Source organism: Paenibacillus sp. S-38 (assembly GCF_049942825.1).
Lineage (GTDB): Bacteria > Bacillota > Bacilli > Paenibacillales > NBRC-103111 > Paenibacillus_G.
In genome coordinates, this window is sequence record NZ_CP187970.1 from 1,696,796 (window position 1) to 1,717,338 (window position 20,543).

A 20,543-nucleotide genomic window follows, 5' to 3' on the forward strand; every position below is an offset into this window, starting at 1 on the left:
TGCTCTTAAGGAAGTCGATCCGGTTGATATGCTGGATTTTATCGATTTACTTGTGGAGAAGCATGGCCCTATCTATTCTCGATCTGATTGACTCATTGCCGCTGCTCGAAGTAAGGCTTCGAGTACCTCGCGTTTTTTTGGATCGCTTAAGTCAAAGAACTCGTACTTTTTCACCATCTCAGCGAGTATTGCCGTATTCGCTTCAAGCTTAGGATTTGCATATGTTTTGGAAGTTGGATCTTCCGTTTCTCCAAGAAGATAATTTACTGAGACGTTATTAAACTGCGCCAACATTTTTATCGTTTCAATATCCGGTTCTCGTTTACCAGATTCATAGTTTGAATAGGTGCTCCTTGGAATTCCTGTTTGTTCAGCTACTTGTTCTTGAGTTAGTTTTTTCTGCTTACGTAGGCTTGTTAATCGGAGCCCGATAATTTTGCTGCTCATCCCACTAATCCACCACCTATAATTTTGCTTCAGAATAATAATTATAGCGCTTCAAAATGAATCAAATAACTAATGCTTCGTTAAGAAGAAAAAAGCATTGTCAGCTTCGTAATGAAGCAATATATCATACGTGTATATGCTTCGTTTTGAAGCGAAGGTGGAGGTGAATACATTGGAACCGAGGAAATGGCTTGTTGAGTTAAGAGGTTCAATGACTCAGTTACAGGTATCAAAGTTGGCTTCTATAAGCAGGAGTGCGTACTCGAATATTGAGAATGGAAAAAGAGAGCCCAGCGTTGATATGGCCAAGAAAATTGCTACTGCATTAAATTTTGATTGGCAAATTTTTTTTGAGAACAAATGCTTCAAATCGAAGCAAAGTGCTTGAGCATTCATATTTTTTAGTTTAAACGAACGGAGTAAAAACAATGCCCGTCCCAGCCGTTGTCCCGCATATGAATGTTCATGGGGAGGCGATACCAATGAACGAGCCAGTATCTGCTATACCGGGGAACATCGTTAAGACCTTTACTTATGGGAACTCAACCGTGCATATCTGTGATGATTACATGGTCAAGACGCCTGAAGAGAACCAGAAGATCTGGGATGAATATAACCGCATTGCCAGAGCGATCTGGAGGTCCGCCGCGGAGCGTTCCGAATTGGTTCAGGCTTACTATGCTTCTGAGACGGAAGAGGAGAAGGAGGCACTGGTTCCCGCATTGCTGGAAGCTGGCTGGCGTGTTGTAAAAAAATAACCTGCTACCGGATTAGGTAGCAGGCTGCAAGGGGAATCGGTCTAGTACCGGTTAAGTACAGCTTCATACTATCCCAGATCCATGTCACAAAGCCAGATAGGGTCAGATGATATGCTGTCACCAATTAATAAGGAATTGTGAAGGAGAAATGGCGATGAATATAGGTCAGGCCATACAAGAGTTTCGCAAACATGAACAACTCACTCAAGCGGAGCTGGCGCAGCGGCTTCCGGTGGATCGCACCCTGAGCTCCAAGGTGGAATCCGGGAGCCGCGAGTTGCCCGCATCGTTGGATCCCGTCTTATCGGGCCTTAGCTGGAAGATTGCTCTTAAGATCGCGGATGAGCGGACTGGAGGCTTTATCTCCAATATTCTGGATGACTTGCCTATTCTGGATCTTCATCCGGCGGCTCTAAAAGACGTGCTCCTGAAAGACCTTGGCGAACTAGAGCAAGCATTGGAGGGACTGGTCATGGCTAAGCACATTGATCTCGAGAGGCGCCGGGCGAGTGCGGAAAGGGTATGGCAAGAGCTTCGGGATGTAATTGAGAAGACCATTGTGCTGCAGGGGGTTCTCGAGGAAGAGTTTGGGATCGACCGTAAACGAATGATCCAGAAGCATGAATTGGAGGTGAAGCGTGGTGAGCGGTGATATACTTGCGAAGATGCTTCAACGACGCGGGTTAAGCCCAGGAGCTGTGTATGCAACGGGGATTTTGAAGGCCAGTGAGGTATCTCGTATGGCTGCCGCTTTTATGGCCCGTGAATCAGGTAGGGCCAGCGACAACGAAAAAGCCGCCTGGCGGGGCGACTTCATCGTAAATCCTTATTTAGATAAAAACCTTGAGACCAGTATACCTGCTGCTGATGAGATTGGCAAGGGAGGGGGCGTTTGATGCCCGGCATCCATTTTGTTAATGCAGAGCATCGCCATAACTTCGGCAAGCTGCTTGTCCTGTTCGGTTCATATGAAGACAGGGAATACTCTGCAGCTTGTTACGTGTTAGCCCATCCGGAGATTTACCGGAAGGTGAATTGGGCACGCACAGAATCACCGTTTGATTTTCTGAAGTGGCGCGGCGCCGATCGGGTTGCTCTATCCACCGGGTTCAGGAATATTGTTGCCCTCGCGGCTAACCTGTTCAATCCTGCGAACAAATTCAATCTCATGGAAGCCATGATGAGCTGTGGGCCGGAACTGATGGCCGTATTCGAGTCTGCTGTTGCTATTCGTGCAGGACGAGCAGCCGTGATTCAGGTGCTGGACCTAGCGGAATAATGAAAGGGGCGTGGAAGTGGATGTTTCCAGCCAAAGCTTGCTTGGAATTCGACGGTCAGGAGCTCGAACTCTTGGCCCGAGCAGCGGAGAAGCAGGTGACAGGGACCGATTATCGGTCCCGTCAGTATCAAGTTCTGGCACAGCGATTAAGGCAGTCAAAATCAAACTTTCATCGGGCACACGAGGCTGTGTTTGCTGCCCGGTACGGATGGGGGCCGCCGTATGTGGATTGAGAGCCACCAGGAGCTCGCCAGACATCCAAAGATGAAGAAGCTGGCCCGTAAGCTGAGAGTCACAGTACCGGCTGCGATCGGCCATCTTCACCTGTTGTGGTGGTGGGCGCTTGATTTTGCACCGGATGGGAATCTGTCCAGATATGACAGGGAGGATATAGCCGAAGCCGCAATGTCGGAAGCGGAAGCTGACGACTTCATCCACGCATTGACCGAGTCTGGTTGGGTAGACGAGGACGAGACGTCCGGGGAGCTTCGGCTGCATGATTGGTAGGACTATGCTGGACGTCTCTTGGAAAAGCGCGAAGAGGACCGGGAGAGGAAGCGGAAATCTCGGCGAGCGTCCAAGGATGTCCGCGTGACGTCCGACGGACAGTCGGAAGACGGCGCACGTACCGTACCTAACCGTACCGTACCTAACAATACATTACCTAACCATACAGAACCCACAGAAGAAGACGATGACCCAAGCACATCATAGGAGCAAGCATCCGAGGTGGGGGCAGTTCCGGGGCCCAAAGCTTCGGCTGCATCTGCTTTTGCACAGTCCATCCTGGATGTCTATGTGACCATATTCGGGAATCTATCTATGCCCCCATTGATCAGCGGGTTCATCGTGAAGCTTATGGACAAGGGACACCCGGAGGAGTTCGTCAAGGAGCTGCTGCTTGAGGCTGGTGAGAGCTCAAACGGGAAGCCGAATATCCGGTTCCTGGAGACCATTGCAGAATGGTGGGAGAGAGAAGGAATTGGCACAAGGGAAGAGGCCAAACGGAAGAAACAACAGTCGGCCAGCAACGGCCGGAATTCTTCCCGAACTCAGCGCGGCAAGCCGCACCTGCCGCTGGCCGGAACGACACAGCCTCCCCAGATGCTTACACGTGAAGCGTTCCAGGAGACCAGGGACATGCTGACAGAAGGTCGTTACTGTCTGACTCACCAACAACAAACCGTCAGGCAGTATGATCGACAGGTAAGGGACCCCAAGCTCGTACCCTTCTATAAGTCATCGGCTTGGTTAACAACCAGACGAGCTGCTTTGATTCGTGATAACCATCTTTGCCAACACTGCCTTAAGGAACAGCGCCTGACGCCGGCGGCTATGGTCCATCATATCCAAGAAGTGCGCATGGCTTGGGAACTGCGGTTGCAGCTTGATAATCTGGTAAGTCTATGCGATGCCTGTCACAACAGAATACACGGAACCACATGAAGATGGGGTAGTCGTTGAACCAAGGGGTATAATCAACTTTTTTTGATTAAGCAATTGACCTGCGCCAGATTTAATGGTAAATTGAATTCATCCAATTAAATCAAAAAAAGTTGATTAATAGAGGTGATGCCCCAGTGAACGATATTTCGTTAAAAGACTACGAATCCAAATTCAAAGCCCTTGCCGATGAAAAACGACTTCAAATCATGTACGAACTTACTCAGCGTGGAAATACTTGCGTTTGCGATCTCACCAGTATTTTTGAAATGTCTCAATCCAAGCTTTCTTATCACCTAAAGATCTTACTTGATGCCGGTTTTATTACGAAAGAGACGCGCGGCACTTGGAGTTTTTACGAAATCAATCAAGAACAGGTAAGCCATATACTCTCTGAGGAGCTGTGTTGTATTTTCAAACCGGCTCGAGTAGGAAGTAGCTGTTGCGGAGCGTCAAATGAAAAAGAAACTAATTGCTGTGATGGTAAAACGCTGCATAAGTAAGGGGCTGGATAAATTGGAAAAGAAGCTAGTGTATTTTCTTTGTACAGGTAATTCCTGTAGGAGCCAAATAGCAGATGGATTTTTAAGGGTGTTGGGGAGAGTGTCGATTTATTCTCCCACGTATGGCTCCCTCATCTGCAAGAATGGAAAATCGGCAGAATAATGAGGTATAGAGGTTTATACGACCGCCCATTTGGTGCCTTTTGCCACTTACTGGCTTCATTGAACCTGTAAAACGGGCAGCACCAAACAAGGGGGACGTTTTCTAACGAACCCCAAGGTCAGTGGATTTCTTTGTTTTACGAGTTGTTTGAGGTTGACTACCATGCTTACGACTTTCACGTACACGCGGCGTCTCTCTCTTGTGTAAGTACGGGCGTGCCCGAGGCCGTTATGGTTTTTCAACTCGTTATTCTTGCGTTCGATCGCATTGCGCTTTTGGAAGAGTTTTTTAGCTTCTTCAGTCTTATTGAATGTCTTGGCCTCTTGAAATTCGTTGTAATAGTCGCTAATGAACACGGTCCGCCCCTGCACACTTGTTGTGCACTGCTCCCGAAGGCTGTAGGTATGGCAGACTTGCTTTGGAAAACTGTACTGCGTTCCTTCAAGGTGGCGATTGTAGTTTTTCTTCTGGGTAACTTGTCCTGCGGGACAAGTTACAGCCTCACCTTTCGAATCATAAGTAAACTTTTCGTTCGAGTACAAGCCCGTAGAGTTATCGCCCACAGCCTGAAGAGGTGCCGCAAATGTAATCCCCTCGGTTTTCAAATGGCGGCGGTGGTAACCACGGCCGTATGCGGAGTCCGCTACGACAGAGTGAGGCTTCACATCATGCTTCTGCTGTACTGCCTTCAGCAGTTCCTGCAAGCGGTGTGCGTCGGTCTCATTGCCCGCGACGGGCTCGGCCAGGAGCACCATGTCGTTGGCGGCAGACATGATGACTTGGATTTTGTCCCCTCTGTAAGTGATCGAACGTTTCTTGCTCACTCGCGCATCGGGGTCCATGCTGCTGAGCAGTTGGTTCGCAGGACGTTCTTTGCGCGGGCGTTTGCGGTAGGCCCGATCGGGATCATTCGGGTCCTCCGGGTCACCGGGCAAGGTATTCTCGGTTAGAATGCGGAATAGAATCGCTTGTCTCTCCAGGGAAGTCAGCTGCCGATCACGGTTCTTCCAGGACCAAAACACTGCACGTACGGCTTCCTTTTCAAACCAATGCAGCAGTCCGTAAGCAAGCACAACCAACCGGCTGAACGAAGCGGCAATGTCTTCCGGATTGGCTTTTGCAGGCAGCTTTTGAGTCAAGGGCTGCAGGTCCAATTCGCGTCCAAGCTGCCGGTACAGTGCGGGGTGGGCACGTTTGAGATGATTGACTACCCGAAGAATCGCTTGCTTAATAAGCCGGTAAGCGGACAAACGAGCAATATGTCCGTTCGTATGAAATGAATCGATCAGCCAGACGTCCTCATTGTCGCCCCACAGCCCCTTTTGCTTCGCTTGGGCTAGAATATGATGGTGGCAGGCGTCGAACAGCGCAGAACCCATTCGTTCCCGGTCCAGCCCGATCGTGCTGTGATCGAATCCAATAAAGCTTACAGGCAAACCCAAAAACCGTTTGATGAACAAATCGCCGATCACGCGTTCTTCCATCTCACGGTCCGATAAATTGTAATAACGCTGCACAATATGCAGTTTCAGCTTCAGGGAGGGGGCATACGGCCTTGGCCCACGTGTGGAGTAGAGCGGTGCACAGATTTCATCGGCGAAACTGAAGTCGAGCAGTTCGGCTGCACGACTCCAGACCGGATGCTCGGGCAAGACCGAATATACCTCCAAATCGGCAAATGACATCTGATCTAATTGTTTGTACCGCACCTGCTTCAACCGAGCCGCCTCCTCTCACAATAAACACATTATACCATTAGCAGTGTGCGAGAGGATGTAATTAATCGACACTCTCTTGGGGGGTGATAACTACGTAGTCAAAAGCGCTGGACTTGAAGCGCATGGGCTAAATCCTCGGGCTGTTGAGGTGATGAGGGAGGCCGGCATTGACATTACAGGTCATACCTCAGACGTAATTGATCCCGAGATTCTAAAAGGAGCAGACTACATTATCACGCTTTGCGGCCATGCTAACGATCATTGTCCAGTAGTTCAAAATGATAACGCGCAAAGATGGCATTGGGGCTTCGAGGACCCGGCGAAAGCAACCGGCACGGAAGAGGAAATCATGGCAAAATTCCGTGAAGTTCGGGAATCCATTAAAAATCGCATTGAAAAATTTGTGAAAGAAGGTAAATGAGTATGATTAAACGGATGCACGTAGCGGTAAACTGCAGCGATCTTCAGAAATCCATCGACTTTTACAAAGCTTTCTTTGGCACTGAGCCGACGAAAGTAAAAGATAACTATGCGAAATTTGAGTTGGATAATCCGGCACTACATTTTTCCCTAAATGTCCGCCCCTTTGAAAAGAACGGCGTCCTTAACCACTTGGGCTTTCAAGTCAATGATACTAATGAGGTCCTGGCTATTGGTGATCGCCTTCGGGCATCGGGGCTTTTACTTATCGATGAAATGAACACTACCTGCTGTTACGCGGTGCAAGATAAAGTTTGGGTACATGACCCGGACGGCAATGCATGGGAAATCTTTTTCACAAAGGAGGACTCGGAATTCGAAAGTGCCGGTGAAACACGTGATGCATCTCTCTGCTGCGTCCCTTCGTCAGGTCCAGTAGCCATTGAGTTCGGCTCCTTCAAAAAGGAAGGATGTTGTTAATTTAACAAGTTAGTGTAATACACAGGGAGCAGGTGCCGAGCTGATATGTTCCCCATACGGTAGACAGGTGAAATAATAAAAGCCTGCTACGGTAAGGGGAGCTTTTTCATGTCTAAAGAAAAATACTCTGCTTCGGAGAAACTTGCTATCCTTGAAGAAGTTTCAAGTGGAAAAATTGGTTTTATGGCTGCTACCAAAAGATACGGTATGAATAAAACAACTCTAATGAAATGGCAGCGTCGTTACAAGCTATATGGGTATGAAGGACTGGAAAGAAGTACTCGCAATCGAAGTTACAGCGCTGAGTTGAAGCTTCAAGCGGTGAAAGATTATGTAGAGGGTGGATTGTCAAAATACCAAATCATCGACAAATACAGGATCTCAAGTACAACGCAGCTTTCTAACTGGATTAAGAAGTATAATAGTACTAGCAGCTTAAAAGCCTACAAAGGGGAAGCACAAGCTATGACAAAGGGTCTCTCTACAACGTGGAATGAGAGGATTGATATCGTCCACTATTGCCTGGCACATCAGCATGACTACCATAAGACAGCTGGCCAGTTTCAGGTCTCCTACCAGCAAGTATATCAATGGGTGAAGAAATTCGAAGCCGGCGGTACGGATGCGTTAAAGGATGGCCGGGGACGAAAGAAGGCGACGGAAGAGTTGACGGAGGCCGATCGCCAGAAGCTCGAGATGAAGAAGATGGAATACGAAATGGAACGGCTGCGGGCGGAGAATGCATTTCTAAAAAAGTTACGGGAAATCCAAAGGAGGCGAAGCTAAGCCAGTATCGCCATGAGAACGTCTACCTTGCCATTCAAGCGCTTCAGGAAGAGGCGTCGATCAGCATTCAGCAACGAACGATTACAAGCAAAACTAAACGGCCTCAGTCCAATGGAATACAGGACCAAGGCCGCTTAAGATTTATTTTTTGTACTGTCTACTTGACGGGGGGCAGATAACGCCGCACGGCAGCTGCTCCCTGTTTTTACTAAAAAAGGCCAGGTTTACCACCTCACTGTTTGTAATATGTAGCTTAGGGGGGGATACATCTAGAAGGAGTGATGGAGGATGATCTCCCTAAAAGTTGTCATTACCTTATTAATTGTTACCGGAAACGTGGCATTTGCTACGGAACCATCTTCCCAAAAAAGGATCTATGGATGTCTATAGTTGTTTGGACTCGTCAAGGCCCGGAGGCTGCACAAATGAGAGGTGCGGTGGCTCTTCCCCCTCTATTTGCGCAAACCTCCTCCCGATTTATCGACTGGAGCTGCCCTCCATGTTTCACATATGTGGATTTTTGCCTAGCTCAATCTCTTGATAACAATCGAGGCGTTCACATTGGTTTGTGTACCGCCGGCAAGCGTCTGAAGGGTAACTGCAGCAGATGAACTATGATTCCTCAGTGTGATTACATCACCGGATGAGAGTGCAGCGATCACCTGCCCCGTGTTTTGCTGCGTGCCGGCCCCTGAACCGTATACCGTTCCCGGAACCAGAGCGCCATTGCGGAATATGGCGAACTGACTTGGCTCTACACCCGAAGCAGAAAAATTAATCTCATAGTTTCCTGCATCGGTCACCGAAATGGTGCTGGTTCCCGGTGCATGCGTAATGCCCGGCGTCAAAATACCGTTTGAATCAAAGGTAACGTCCGCCTCTATCGGAACCACCTGGGCACCCAGGTTATAAACATATCCGAACTGGGCCAAACCACCGGCTGGTCCCGTCGGTCCGGTTGCGCCGGTTGCGCCTGTTGCTCCTGCCGGTCCAGTTGCGCCCGTTGCTCCTATCAGTCCTTGGGGACCAAGAGCTCCAGCTAGTCCCTCAGGTCCAATGGCGCCAATCGCTCCGGCCAATCCTGCCAGTCCTTGGGGACCAAGAGCTCCAGCAAGTCCTTCGGGTCCCAGTGCGCCAATGGCACCTACAAGTCCTGCCACACCTTGGGGTCCAAGTGCCCCTGCCAGTCCTTCGGGTCCCAGTGCGCCAATGGCACCTACAAGTCCTGCCACACCTTGGGGTCCAAGTGCCCCTGCCAGCCCTTCGGGTCCCAGTGCGCCAATGGCACCTACAAGTCCTGCCACACCTTGGGGTCCAAGAGCTCCAGCAAGTCCTTGGGGTCCCAGTGAGCCAATGGCACCTACAAGTCCTGCAACACCTTGGGGTCCAAGAGCTCCAGCAAGTCCCCTAGGTCCAGCTTCTGCAATGGCTTCCGCTAGGCCTTGAAGGAATTGCTGTCCATTAAGCGGGGGGCAGGACGGTACCCGCACAATTTTTTTAGTTACAATTTTTTTAATAACCCGATGACAACGTTTCTTCTTTTTTTCTTTTGGAGGGCACACGATCACCGTTTTCTTTTTACACCGTTTTTTTCTGTCCAGACAACTCAACAACGACACCTCCCTATAAGATGGTTCAGTGTACGTGAGTCGTTTGTTTTAAGAATGGACTAATAACCGGGTAGCGGCTAGACTAAAAACCATTCTTAGAATATTGGGTTTATGAACTGACGAATCGGAAGGTAGCAGTTGATGAAATGAGAAATCCAGGCCCTTTTCCTTGGTTTACATCAAGCTCCGGATCGGATCATATGGGGGGTATGGCATACTGGGAACGTTAGTTCAATGAAGCATTCGGCTGCCGGTTACGGTCCGGCAGCTTTTTTTTCGCAAAAGGAGGGTTAAAATCTGAGTCGCTTCATATACATAGGTCATCGCATCATATCACCTATAACTTATGTGTACTGAAGAATACACGCACATATAAGTGATACGTGAAAAAAAGGGATACTCTCCAGATTATGTGGTGGAGATATCCCTTTTTTGGCAAAGTTCATTAAGCGCCCTGCCGGGGCATGGGTAGCTAACTGAGGATAGTTTTCAATACACTCAACGGGGAAAGCATTGGATACTACTGGAGTATTTTTAGAATTCAAGGGCAATATAAAGGCACAAAAAAAATTGGAGGAGTAAAAGTTATGCCTGAAAAACCTGGGATTACTTCATCCGAACTTGGCGCGTTATGGATTACATATCAACAGAAAACAATGGTTTCGCGAATGTTAGAATATTTTATTGAAAAAGCTGATGATGAAAAAGCTACAAAAATTATGACTGATTTGTACAACGAAATTGGACCCTATGTTAAAAAAATTACAGAAGTATTCCAAAGTGAAGGGGCAGTAATACCTGTAGGATTCACATCTCAAGACGTCAACAAAGAAGTACCCAAGTTATATGATAATGGATTCGATATTATGTTCGTACGCCTAATGAAAGAAATTAGTATGGCATTGCATACGCTAAATATAACTATGTCATATCGTGAAGATATTGTAATGCTCTTTAAGGAACTAACATCCATTACCCAAGGGGTATACAACTCATGCACTCAATATTTGAACGAAAAAGGGATGACTGCACGACCGCCTTATGTCTCCATGCCAAAGAGTGTTGAATTTGTAAAAGATACAAGCTACTTAGGTGGACTTGCGATAAATCCTTTTAGCGAAAAACGTACATTGAATACAGTAGAGGTTGCTCATCTTTACCATGCCATTGAGACAAATATTACTGGGATGCAAATGATTACAGGTTTTGCTCAATGTGCTAATGATCCCGAAGTTAAAAAATTTTTTCTCAAGGGAGCAGAGCTTGCAAAGAGTATAATTAAAGAGTTGCAAGAAACCCTTCTTCAAAGCGGTATACAAACACCTGGCCCGTCAGGTGGAAATGCCACCCGTTCAACCGTAAGCCCATTTTCCGATAAAATGATGATGTATTGTACGAGTCTTTTTTGTAGTTTTTCTATAGGGGGTAATTCCGTGGGAACTGCTTTTAGCTTGCGGAATGATCTGCCAGCTAAAATAGTAATTATAATGAAAGATATTTTCCAATATGCCCATGAAGGTGCAAAAATCATGATCAGGAATGGGTGGATGGAAGAACCTCCTCAAATGGAACAGCGTAAGCAACTAATCAAATTTTAAAATGGATGAGAAAATTTATTATGGAGGAAAAACAAAATAAGCTGGAGCAATTGCTATAAAATATTGCCTTTCCAGGAGTTGCCCAGCTTTTAAGCGGTAAATACATAAAAGGTATATTATTTATTGGTCTGGTATTTCTTGTAAATAGCCAAGCGAATTTTAACCAAGTCATTCTTCTAAGTTTCCACGGAGAAATAAACCAGGCAATCGATGAAGCCGATTATCAATGGCTGATGTTCTACCTTCCTTTCGTACTAGCGGCATACTTGTTAACACTTGGGGTGATTTACTCCCCCAGGCTCAAGATATTTGGAGTTTTGTTAGGTCCAATTTGGTTGCCGTTTCTTTTTCTACCCATTGGTCTTGGAATAAGGATAGCAATTAGGGTTATTTTGCTTAAAGTTAAAAGTAACTCGTTGAATTAATGTGAAACGATAGTTCGATAAAGAGAAGTCTATCCAAAGAGCCACTCCATTGTCAGGAGTGGCTTTGTATATTTTATGGGGGTCAAACTGTACTTTGTGTTTTGATACGTTACGGTGAACCGTACCACAAGTAACGGCAAGTTTTAAGAAGACAGAAGGCAGGATTAGAATTAATTCGTTCGAAAGCGAAGGGCGTCCCACAAAGGATGGCCCCAAATTGCCACTAGAGATAACGAGGTATTTCAGTTGTTGAAGTAGTGGCCCTGTTCAAGGTCCGCGATCAGAGCAGGGTACACTGGCTGCCATCCTAAGCGTTCCTTAGTCAGCTCGCTCGAGGTTGGATTGTCGGTGGAAGCGGCGAAGGAGAGCCACCCGAAGTGAGCGTCTGCCTCTTCACGGGTTATGCTGCGCACCGGCAGGTTTAGTTGACGACCGATGACGCCGGCAATATCCCGAAAGGGCACTCCCTCTTCGGCGACCCCGTGATATATGGCTCCCGTGTCGCCCTTCTCAAGCACCAGTCTGAAGAGTCGTGCCGCATCCAACCGATGCACTGCCGGCCACCGGTTGCGTCCATCTCCCACATATGCCGAAACCCCTTTTTGGCGCGCGATCCCGATGAGGGTCGGTACGAAGCCCTGCTCGCCCTCACCATGGACGGACGGTGCGAGTCGGACGACAGATGATCGCACCCCGCGCTTAGCTAGCGCGATCGCCGCCTCCTCGGAGCGACGCGGCGTAACCGGGATCGGCTCGTCAACTTCCGTCCCGAGGCGTCCAGGTGTGAGCATGAGCGTCCCCGAGGTGACCACGAATGGTTTGTCGGAGCCCTCGAGCGCTGATCCGATCGCCTCGATCGCCTGTCTGTCGGTCTCGGCCGCGGCCGCAAAGTCCGAGAAGTCGTGAATGAAGGCCAGGTGAATGACGCCGTCCGCTGTTAGGGCGCCGCTGCGTAGGACGTCGAGGTCGTCGAGGGAGCCGCGGTGCACGTCGGCGCCGGCGGCCATCAAGGCTGCGGCGGCTGTGTCCGAGCGGGCAAGCCCGATAACCTGATGACCTGCCTCGATGAGATCGCGAACAACCGCAGATCCGATGAATCCAGTTGCTCCGGTAACAAAAACACGCATAATGAATTCCTCCCTAAAATGAAAATCATTACTTACATTTGCAATGATAAAGTATAGAGTGCACTCAATAGCAATATAGTTGCGATACTATGAGCAAATTGGGTTAGTTGACGGTATAGAACGGAACGAAAATGGATATCGTCTGTATTCAGAGTCCGATATCGCATGGTTTCAAGTTTTAAGTTACTTTCGAGCGATGGGGATGCCCATTCGGGAGATGCAGCAGTTTATCGCCTTGCATAATAGTGAGGTCTCAACAACAACAGCACGACGAGAGTTTATGGAAGCTTATCGCCGGAAAGTTATCGATCAAATGAAGGAACTTGAAAAGACGCTGAAGAAAGTCGATCTTAAAATCAATTTTTTCAAAAATCTAGAGGACTTAGATAAACTACAAGAGGACAGATAATAAAACAGCGATCATAACGTGTTAAGATCTCCGTTGAGCATTAACAAAGATCTCAAACCATGTATCTATCGGGATACGATAGTTCAATGAAGCAATGGGCTGCCGGTTATTATCCGGCAGCCTTTTTTCCACTAAGGAAGGATTTAGAAGTGAGTACCATCATATATATAGGTCATCACACTGCATCACCTATAACTTAGATGAACTGAAGAATATACGCACATATAAGTGATACGCGTAATTGAGGGGATGTCCTCCAGATGATGTATGGAGGCATCCCTTTTTCTTTGTTAAAATTTGTTAAGCTCCCTCAGAAAATAAGGATTTTCTCACGAATGCTCGCTCATTCGCAGGATTTCAATATGCAAGTTAAATAGGAGTTCAGGGGTATAGGTAGTGTGGGCTAGATAGTTCCGTTTGAGCGCATGCGGGAACAGAAGGTGTTGAATTGTTTTACAACAGCAATCGAAGGGCTGCACCTGGGCGCTCAATTTCGACGGCGGCGGATCCAGCGTGTTCGCCCAGAAGGGCAAGGGCAGCTTGGGCCAGAACCAGGGGGCCGGGGAACGCGTGGTGAATCACGCCCTATTGATTTGGATCGAGGAGCCGGAGCCAATAGCACCACCGGCAGCCTCACCGTCCGGCGAAGCATGGAAGCAGGAAGCCCTCGATTGGCTTGCAGCACAAGGCGGCATTGAAAACCCGCATGACCCCAACGAACCAGTTGAATTCGCCGAGCTTGCAGTGGTCCTCAAAAAATTATCCGAAAAGGGAGCGATCTAATCATGATCATGGAAATCATTCAACCTCATATCACTGAAATTGCCCAGTCCGTCCTGACCATTGCCGCACTTCTCGCACTTGCGGGCCTCCGGCAGGTCAAAAAGAAGGCGCTGGAGCTGTACAAAGCACAGACGACGAATGAACAGCGTGAAGCTCTGAAGAAGGTCGGCACAGAGGCTTTCGCTCACGCTGAGACACTTTTCAAAGGGATGGGCGGAGAGGCAAAGCTGGACGCGGCATACGAGTATGCATCGAAGAAGCTGGCGCAGCTGGGTATCAACCTTTCCGGGGATGAGATCAAGGCGTCAATCCATAAAGCATGGCTTGATCACAATGCAAAGGTTCAGCCTGCCAAACTGATTGACTCCGGAACGAGCAGCGACCAAAAAGTGATCTGACGCAAAGTCCCCCAACTGGCTTCGGCTGGTGGGGGAGTTTTTTGTGTGTTAAAAATTCCATGTTATACCGATATGACATGCGAAAAAGTTAAATTCATACGAGTACTTAGGGGCGGGTTAAGCCACTCGAACCATTCGTAGTTGCAAAACCATACCATCCATTTCCCCCTCGGATGAATATTTATTTGTCAGGATGTAACAATACCAAGTGATACGCTAAGGTGTTAAGGGGGGTTCCCGCCGTGGGGTTTGCATTTTTCTTTTTTGTCGCGTGGCTTGTGATCGCAGGATTCACATTAATGAAGAAGCGGCTCACTCTTGTCGAAAATACCGTACTGCTGCTGCTTATCCTCATCATCAACATCCATTGGTCGTGGATCATTTTTGAAGAGCTGAAGCTCATTAAGATCTCTAAGCAGCCGGTTAACTATACGGCCTTCCTGATCCAACGCAGCGTCACCATCCCTCTGATCGTGGTCATCACCATGAACCTTATGAGACAGTCTGCATCCAGGCTAAGAACCCTCCTGATGGCTAGTCTCTCGGTACTGCTTCTTGAAGCCTTTGTACTTATCGGCCGCTATTTTGGCATCACCCGGGCGGTTCGATGGCATATGATTTATGACGTCGCTTATTTTGCTCTGCTGCATGTCATTGCTTATTACTTCTTGAAGTACTTCCAACACTCGGGCCAGGGCCGAAGCGAGGCTGAGCGCGCATGACATTATGGGTGAACTTTAACCTGAATGAGATTTCCATCCTGTTCCTGAATGCAGGAGCCTATCTACTGATTTTCTTTCTTCCCAGGAAATTAACGCCCCAAGTCCGGACGCTCACCCTGCTGTGGGGATTTGCCGTTGGCGTATTGTTTGATTTTACAATCGGCGGAGGTCTTTTGGATTTCTATATGGTGAATGATACGAACCATTTTGAAGTCTTCGATTTTCTGTATTACTTTCTCTTTGCGCCATTCGGCTATTACTTCTTTTATTTCTATGAAATCCTGCGGATCAATAAAAAAACGTTCGTTCCTTATGTGTTGGCCTGGTCCGTCGTTGGGGTGGCGGCGCAGTGGGGGTTCACCCTTCTGGAGATTATTACATTTCAGAAAGGGTACAAGGTGCCTTATTCATTCCCCGTGTTCCTGGTAACCCAAACCTTAACGGGGATATATTTGGACAGCGTAAAGTCTAGACAACCGATTATGGCCGCTCCCAAGATGAAAGAATCCAAAAAATATGTACTCAGGAGAAGGCTCACATGAGATAAATGGAATGTAGGTTTCGCTATGGAAATTATGTCCACCTGCCGATATTGATTATGGAGGTGGACTTTGATGATAAAAGTGGAACGCAATGCTCTGAAACCTGGACGGATGATCATAGTCTATACGATCTGGGTGAGGGAGAAGAAACAAGCGTAGGACATTTTAAAGAAATCAGCATCGACATACTCGAAGATTTTTCTCCTGCATTCATACTCTTAGGGCATTGACGAAGGTTTGATGGGGATCAACCTGGATTGTGTAAAGAACGTTATTCCGGCTTGATAACACAGAATATGTTCGCATATAATGCGAACGGAGGTGATTATCGATGCTTCAGGATATTGAGCGCAAGGTATTGAGAATCCTGGCCAACTACTGGAGTGGCCGACATCGGTGCCCGTGAATCGATGAGTTAATGATCAAGACCGGACGCAGTAAAAAAGGTATCTACAAAGTGCTCGAGGTGCTTGCAAGAGAGCAGTACATCGAGTGGTCGCCTACGGTTCCCCAGGCAATGCTCGTCATTGACCCGTACGAGCGAGATGCTCCGACCAGCCGGGGGCAGCCTGTTCATACTCAAACCAGATATTTTAATGACTGAAGATGAGAAAATGTCCGTGGACATAAAAGAGCCCCCTGTGTCTGTGAACAGGGGGCTGAATCGAGCGATGCCGAATTCGAGAATAAAAAAACGATTCGAATCGCTTTACGAAAGCAGCCCAGCCGATGGCGTGTAATTTGTATCGATGAGTTCGGTCCACTTTCTCTTCAGCCCTACCGAGGTAAAGGCTGAAGCATAGTAATATTCTGCGATTTTTCAAAGTGCTTCGGCGGCGGTTTCATCGTTCTGAGAAGCTGTACATTATTCTCGATAACTTCTCGCCGCACCATCACAAAAAGGTCAAAGAGTGGGCAGAGACAAGCAATGTTGAGCTTGTATTTACGCCTACGTATGCATCCTGGCTCAACCGGATTGAATGTCACTTCGGTCCACTGCGTAAATTTGTGATGGAAGGCAGTGACTTTTCAAAGCATAAGGACTTAGCTTAGCTTCGGCCATCCAAGCTTACCTCCGTTGGAGGAATAAAAATAAAACGTCATGCCGCTATACTCCGAGAGCAAAAGAAGATCAAGGTTGTCTGAAAGGGCACTAGCTACAATACAGGTTTTGGATTTTCTCCGTGTAAATAGGCGGACGAAACCAGCGAGTTACATTTTATAAAATCCTAAGGATCAAATATTAGCACCTAATCTGTTATGCATGACTGGTTTATCAGTCTGAAGAACAGGTTGGTGCTTTTTTACAGTAAAATTGAACTAAGACGCAACCGATATTTTTAATTATATAAGGCTGATAAATTTTGGTTTATTACAATCTAAGGAGATCATCTCATGAGACTAAAGAATAAGCTTGCCTTACTTCTACTTACGATCTGCGCAGTGCCGCTAATTTTGTCCTCTGTCATGTCGATTCAATCCACATTTAAAAATGAAAAAGCCCACGCCATCGAAAAAAATGTTGCACTATCTAGGGAAGTAGATCTTGAGATTACTTCGTTAATAAAGAAAAACATGGGAACGCTTAAGTTGCTTGCACAAGATCCTGTGATACGTTCCATGAACACGATCGAAATAAAGAACGTGCTGGAGGAGGCGCTGCAAGTCAGTCCTGAATTCAAAGGTGGAATTGTCCTCACCAACACAAACGGTATGCAAATTGTTCGCAGTGGCGACGGATCGCTCAACAATATTGCTGACAGACAATTTTATCAGGATGCCGTAAATGGTAAGGCGGAAGTCATATCGGAAATATTGGTAAGCAAGCAGAGTGGTCTATTGATTACCGTTCTAGCCGCACCCGTATACGATCATCCGGGCGGCAAAATAATAGGGGTTATACAGGGTTCGATGGATGTGACCAAGCTGATTGAATTTGTGCAACAGCGTTCAAAGGATGGAGCAACGGTGTTTGTAGCCGACGAGAAAGGGAAATTGATTGCCCACCCTACCATTCAATTATCAAAAGCAGAGGATCGCATCGACTTGAGCCAAACCGAGTTTATGAAGGATGCATTGGCGGGGAATAGGGGCTCGGTGGAAATGGCCAATCCAAAAGGAGAAAGGGTCATAACCAGTTATTTGAGAAATCAGGCAACCGGGTGGATTGTTAGCACTGAGGTGCCGCTTTCGTTAGTGGAAGCAGGTGGCTGGAAAGAAACAATCTTCTCAACGGTCTTTCTCTTAATCGTTCTTGTGATTGTCATAGTTGTAGCCGTTATTGTCGCTAAAAAGGCGACGAAGCCAATACTTGAGATTTCGGAGATGACACAATCTATAGCTGTGGGCAATTTAACCGGGAAGTTGATTGTGCGCAGCCAAGACGAGATTGGGCAGCTGGCCCAAAGCATCAACTCAATGCTTGATTCTCTCCGGACCATTGTTTACAACATTCAGAGGCAATCTTCAGATGTAAGCGGGCATGCAGTCGGCTTGTCGTCGACATCGGTACAGATAGCCCACTCGTCTCAGGAGGTAGCAACCGCTGCGAGTGAAAGCGCAACAGGAGTGACCAATCAATCGGAGGAATTGACGCATATTCTTAATAGTGCCAATGATTTTAGCCAAGCGATTAACCATATTTACGACTCCATGGAATCAGTCAAGCGAGGATCTGAATTAACCGAACGGCTGTCAAACGATGGTAGCCAGAGTCTGAAGCAGCTTGAAGAATCGATTCAAGGGGTGGAGAGTTCCTTTGCAGGCTTGGTAAAGACGCTTGGTGACCTGGATCAGAACGTTAATAAAATCGGACACATTGCGAATGAAATCAAGACGATATCCGATCAAACCAATATGTTGTCCTTAAACGCATCGATCGAAGCGGCAAGGGCTGGAGAAGCGGGCAAAGGCTTTGCGGTTGTTGCCCAGGAGGTTAAGAAGCTAGCAGATCAATCCAAACACTTAACCGGCTCTATAGAGGATATTGTCAGCTCAGTTACAACGGATGCAACCGCGGCGGTACAATCAAGCGAGGCAATGAATCATAAGCTTGCATTGCAAATCCAGACGGTCGAGCATATGTCCGCCGCTTTCGTAGCCATCTTGAAATCGGTAATGGAAACGACGCCGCAATTGAAGCGATCGGTGGATGCTACAAACCGGGCAATCCTTCAGAAAGATGATATTGTTGGAAGAATCGAGTCCATCTCTGCCATAGCCGAGCAGACTTCCGCAGCGACTGAGGAAATGGCTGCTTCAGCTGAGGAGTTGACCGCGACGACTCAAGAAATAGCTGCTGTTGGAGAAAATCTGAAGAGTGTTTCCGCTGAATTAGAGGAATGCATAAAGATCTTTAGAGTGTGAATTTATGATTCGGCTGCCGGCATGGTCCGGCAGCCTTTTTTTGCTAAATGAGAATTAAAAACCGAGTCCCATTATATACATAGGTCATCAAAGATCATCACCTATAACTTAGATGTACTGAAGAACATGCGCACATATAAGTGATACGTAATAAATGGAACTTTCTCAAGGCCCTCCAAGGGTGGGGGGCTCTTTGTCGTTCCTTTCGTTTCAAAGTTGGAGATTTTTTAGGCGAGCGCAATCGTTAAACTACCTGGCAGAATTGTTTCATAAGTGAGATCATCTGCTTCCTGTATAACAAAATTTTACTGTGGAATAGTAACATTAACTATCTGGTTATTGAAGGAGTGATCCGACGAGTATGGACCATAATTCCAAATTAACCTCTTCTGAATTGGGTGTTTTGTGGAATGCATATATGCAAAACACGGCAGTGAATTGTATTGTTAAACATTTTCACAAGGTTAATGAAGATAAAAGTGCAGACTATTTGCTAAAAACAGCGCTGAGTAACATCCAATTCGCAATAGAAGGATCAAAACAAATTTTTGAGGCTGAAAAGGTGCCTGTCCCTTTGGGCTTCAATGAAGGTGATGTAAATCTGGATGCCCCCCGCCTATATTCTGATATCTTCGCACTGCGATATATAAAGTATATGTCGGCATTTGGAACCACAACTGCAGCGATATCACTCGAATTATCAACGAGAGCGGATGTGCGTAATTATTTTACAAAAATTGTTGGGTCGTTATCTTCCCAATTCAACGTCGCATCCGAATTGCTTTTGCAAAAAGGCGTATATATTCGTCCACCCATCATCCCTGTACCTGAACAAGTAGAATATGTAGAGCAAGAAACATTTCTATCTGGATTATTAGGTCGCCACAGACCTATTAATGCCGTTGAGCTCTCTCATATTTCCAAAAACTTGGAAACCAATTCGATTGGACGTACGTTTATATTGGGTTTTTCTCAAATCGCTCAATCGCCAGAAGTGAAGGAATATTTCACAAGAGGGAAAGAAATTGGGGAAAACCATGAGGAGGTTTTTAGAGAAATACTTTTAAAAGATGATCTGCCTTTACCGAGCGCGTGGGATTCTACTATTTCCAAAACAACTTCCCCTGCATTCTCCGACAAATTAATGATGTTCCATACGGGCACTTTAAACGCTACAAGTGTTGCGAGTTATGGAGCATCAATTGGGGGCAGCTTAAGAAAAGATTTAGGCGCGCAGTATATGCAGTTATTAAAGGAGGTACTCGAATTTTCGGATGACGGTGCGAAAATAATGATTAAAAATACATGGATGGAGCAACCGCCTCAAGCTCCAGATCGTGTTGCCATACGAAGTTAGGGGATAACCTAGGAAGCAGATCGCCGCGCGGCCTATTCCCTGATCATGTTTAAAGGGGAGACTAAGGTGATGGAATCAAACCATTTTTCCGGTAGTCCTCTCCATGGGGTTTAGCGAATGTTTCCTGCAGTGTTAACTGCTCGATAAAAAGCAATGGGCTCATTGGAATTCAACTATCTGGGAATGTTAGTTCAATGAAGCATTGGCTG

General features: G+C 47.0%; 23 protein-coding genes and 4 pseudogenes. 23 read left to right on the plus strand and 4 right to left on the minus strand.

Translation table 11 applies throughout. From position 1 onward, the window contains the following. Nucleotides 1-72: 72 nt before the first annotated feature. Nucleotides 73-447: a helix-turn-helix domain-containing protein gene (locus ACP26L_RS08115; protein ID WP_426452023.1), complete on the minus strand. Its 375-nt coding sequence runs from the start codon at nt 445-447 to the stop codon at nt 73-75. A 211-nt stretch (nt 448-658) separates the two neighbouring features. On the opposite strand from ACP26L_RS08115, the gene ACP26L_RS08120 reads away from it, so the two are divergent. The 10 genes and pseudogenes from ACP26L_RS08120 to ACP26L_RS08165 form a co-directional block, all read left to right on the plus strand. After that, complete coding sequence (locus ACP26L_RS08120; protein WP_426454856.1) at nt 659-835, plus strand: helix-turn-helix transcriptional regulator; 177 nt, start codon at nt 659-661, stop codon at nt 833-835. A gap of 94 nt (nt 836-929) precedes the next feature. Continuing rightward, complete coding sequence (locus tag ACP26L_RS08125; RefSeq protein ID WP_426452024.1) at nt 930-1,205, plus strand: hypothetical protein; 276 nt, start codon at nt 930-932, stop codon at nt 1,203-1,205. A 154-nt stretch (nt 1,206-1,359) separates the two neighbouring features. After that, complete coding sequence (locus ACP26L_RS08130; RefSeq protein WP_426452025.1) at nt 1,360-1,857, plus strand: helix-turn-helix transcriptional regulator; 498 nt, start codon at nt 1,360-1,362, stop codon at nt 1,855-1,857. Between the two features lie 13 nt (nt 1,858-1,870). Next, nucleotides 1,871-2,101, plus strand: a complete 231-nt coding sequence (locus ACP26L_RS08135; RefSeq protein ID WP_426452026.1) for a hypothetical protein — start codon at nt 1,871-1,873, stop codon at nt 2,099-2,101. Further along, nucleotides 2,101-2,484 (plus strand): DUF2538 family protein, encoded by a 384-nt coding sequence (locus ACP26L_RS08140; protein ID WP_426452027.1) that lies wholly within the window; start codon nt 2,101-2,103, stop codon nt 2,482-2,484. Before ACP26L_RS08135 ends, ACP26L_RS08140 begins: the two co-directional genes overlap by 1 nt. Nucleotides 2,485-2,706: 222 nt before the next feature. Then, nucleotides 2,707-2,991, plus strand: a complete 285-nt coding sequence (locus ACP26L_RS08145; protein WP_426452028.1) for a hypothetical protein — start codon at nt 2,707-2,709, stop codon at nt 2,989-2,991. Between the two features lie 351 nt (nt 2,992-3,342). Beyond that, nucleotides 3,343-3,483: pseudogene (locus ACP26L_RS08150) on the plus strand (DnaD domain protein); the annotation flags it as partial. A 105-nt stretch (nt 3,484-3,588) separates the two neighbouring features. Then, nucleotides 3,589-3,930, plus strand: coding sequence for an HNH endonuclease (locus ACP26L_RS08155; protein ID WP_426454857.1), 342 nt, complete (start codon nt 3,589-3,591; stop codon nt 3,928-3,930). Between the two features lie 134 nt (nt 3,931-4,064). After that, nucleotides 4,065-4,370 (plus strand): annotated as a pseudogene (locus ACP26L_RS08160) (ArsR/SmtB family transcription factor); the annotation flags it as partial. A 73-nt stretch (nt 4,371-4,443) separates the two neighbouring features. Then, a pseudogene (locus tag ACP26L_RS08165) lies at nt 4,444-4,527 on the plus strand (arsenate reductase); the annotation flags it as partial. Between the two features lie 122 nt (nt 4,528-4,649). Here ACP26L_RS08165 and ACP26L_RS08170 read toward each other — a convergent pair. Then, the gene (locus tag ACP26L_RS08170) at nt 4,650-6,302 is read right to left on the minus strand and encodes a transposase (RefSeq protein ID WP_426454859.1); all 1,653 of its coding nucleotides are present in this window, start codon (nt 6,300-6,302) and stop codon (nt 4,650-4,652) included. Nucleotides 6,303-6,387: 85 nt separating this feature from the next. Between ACP26L_RS08170 and ACP26L_RS08175 the strand changes: the two are divergent. The 3 genes and pseudogenes from ACP26L_RS08175 to ACP26L_RS08185 all read left to right on the plus strand — a co-directional run. Continuing rightward, a pseudogene (locus ACP26L_RS08175) lies at nt 6,388-6,732 on the plus strand (arsenate reductase); the annotation flags it as partial. A 5-nt stretch (nt 6,733-6,737) separates the two neighbouring features. Then, on the plus strand, nt 6,738-7,211 hold the full coding sequence (locus tag ACP26L_RS08180) for an ArsI/CadI family heavy metal resistance metalloenzyme (RefSeq protein WP_426454861.1): 474 nt from the start codon (nt 6,738-6,740) through the stop codon (nt 7,209-7,211). 108 nt (nt 7,212-7,319) lie between these two features. After that, nucleotides 7,320-7,997, plus strand: coding sequence for a helix-turn-helix domain-containing protein (locus ACP26L_RS08185; RefSeq protein ID WP_426452029.1), 678 nt, complete (start codon nt 7,320-7,322; stop codon nt 7,995-7,997). Nucleotides 7,998-8,521: 524 nt separating this feature from the next. On the opposite strand, the gene ACP26L_RS08190 is transcribed toward ACP26L_RS08185, so the two are convergent. Then, nucleotides 8,522-9,616: a BclA C-terminal domain-containing protein gene (locus tag ACP26L_RS08190; protein WP_426452030.1), complete on the minus strand. Its 1,095-nt coding sequence runs from the start codon at nt 9,614-9,616 to the stop codon at nt 8,522-8,524. Between the two features lie 578 nt (nt 9,617-10,194). On the opposite strand from ACP26L_RS08190, the gene ACP26L_RS08195 reads away from it, so the two are divergent. Continuing rightward, the gene (locus tag ACP26L_RS08195; protein ID WP_426452031.1) at nt 10,195-11,205 is read left to right on the plus strand and encodes a DUF3231 family protein; all 1,011 of its coding nucleotides are present in this window, start codon (nt 10,195-10,197) and stop codon (nt 11,203-11,205) included. Nucleotides 11,206-11,872: 667 nt separating this feature from the next. Here the strand turns inward: ACP26L_RS08195 and ACP26L_RS08200 are convergent. After that, nucleotides 11,873-12,757, minus strand: coding sequence for an SDR family oxidoreductase (locus ACP26L_RS08200; RefSeq protein ID WP_426452032.1), 885 nt, complete (start codon nt 12,755-12,757; stop codon nt 11,873-11,875). Nucleotides 12,758-12,836: 79 nt separating this feature from the next. Between ACP26L_RS08200 and ACP26L_RS08205 the strand changes: the two genes are divergently transcribed. The 9 genes from ACP26L_RS08205 (at nt 12,837) to ACP26L_RS08245 (ending at nt 20,334) form a co-directional block, all read left to right on the plus strand. Next, nucleotides 12,837-13,166 (plus strand): MerR family transcriptional regulator, encoded by a 330-nt coding sequence (locus ACP26L_RS08205; protein ID WP_426452033.1) that lies wholly within the window; start codon nt 12,837-12,839, stop codon nt 13,164-13,166. Nucleotides 13,167-13,679: 513 nt separating this feature from the next. Further along, nucleotides 13,680-13,949, plus strand: coding sequence for a hypothetical protein (locus ACP26L_RS08210; RefSeq protein WP_426452034.1), 270 nt, complete (start codon nt 13,680-13,682; stop codon nt 13,947-13,949). A 2-nt stretch (nt 13,950-13,951) separates the two neighbouring features. Further along, on the plus strand, nt 13,952-14,347 hold the full coding sequence (locus ACP26L_RS08215) for a phage holin, LLH family (protein ID WP_426452035.1): 396 nt from the start codon (nt 13,952-13,954) through the stop codon (nt 14,345-14,347). Between the two features lie 242 nt (nt 14,348-14,589). After that, complete coding sequence (locus ACP26L_RS08220; protein ID WP_426452036.1) at nt 14,590-15,069, plus strand: hypothetical protein; 480 nt, start codon at nt 14,590-14,592, stop codon at nt 15,067-15,069. Next, entirely contained in the window at nt 15,066-15,611 is a 546-nt protein-coding gene (locus ACP26L_RS08225) for a hypothetical protein (protein WP_426452037.1), read from the plus strand. The genes ACP26L_RS08220 and ACP26L_RS08225 overlap by 4 nt, the downstream gene beginning before the upstream one ends. Before the next feature lie 56 nt (nt 15,612-15,667). Continuing rightward, entirely contained in the window at nt 15,668-15,841 is a 174-nt protein-coding gene (locus tag ACP26L_RS08230; RefSeq protein ID WP_426452038.1) for a hypothetical protein, read from the plus strand. A gap of 580 nt (nt 15,842-16,421) precedes the next feature. Continuing rightward, the gene (locus tag ACP26L_RS08235) at nt 16,422-16,664 is read left to right on the plus strand and encodes a transposase (RefSeq protein ID WP_426454863.1); all 243 of its coding nucleotides are present in this window, start codon (nt 16,422-16,424) and stop codon (nt 16,662-16,664) included. Nucleotides 16,665-17,006: 342 nt separating this feature from the next. Continuing rightward, a complete protein-coding gene (locus ACP26L_RS08240; protein ID WP_426452039.1) occupies nt 17,007-18,977 on the plus strand; it encodes a methyl-accepting chemotaxis protein in 1,971 nt (656 codons plus the stop codon). Between the two features lie 361 nt (nt 18,978-19,338). Continuing rightward, nucleotides 19,339-20,334, plus strand: a complete 996-nt coding sequence (locus tag ACP26L_RS08245; protein ID WP_426452040.1) for a DUF3231 family protein — start codon at nt 19,339-19,341, stop codon at nt 20,332-20,334. The last annotated feature ends 209 nt before the right edge of the window (nt 20,335-20,543 follow it).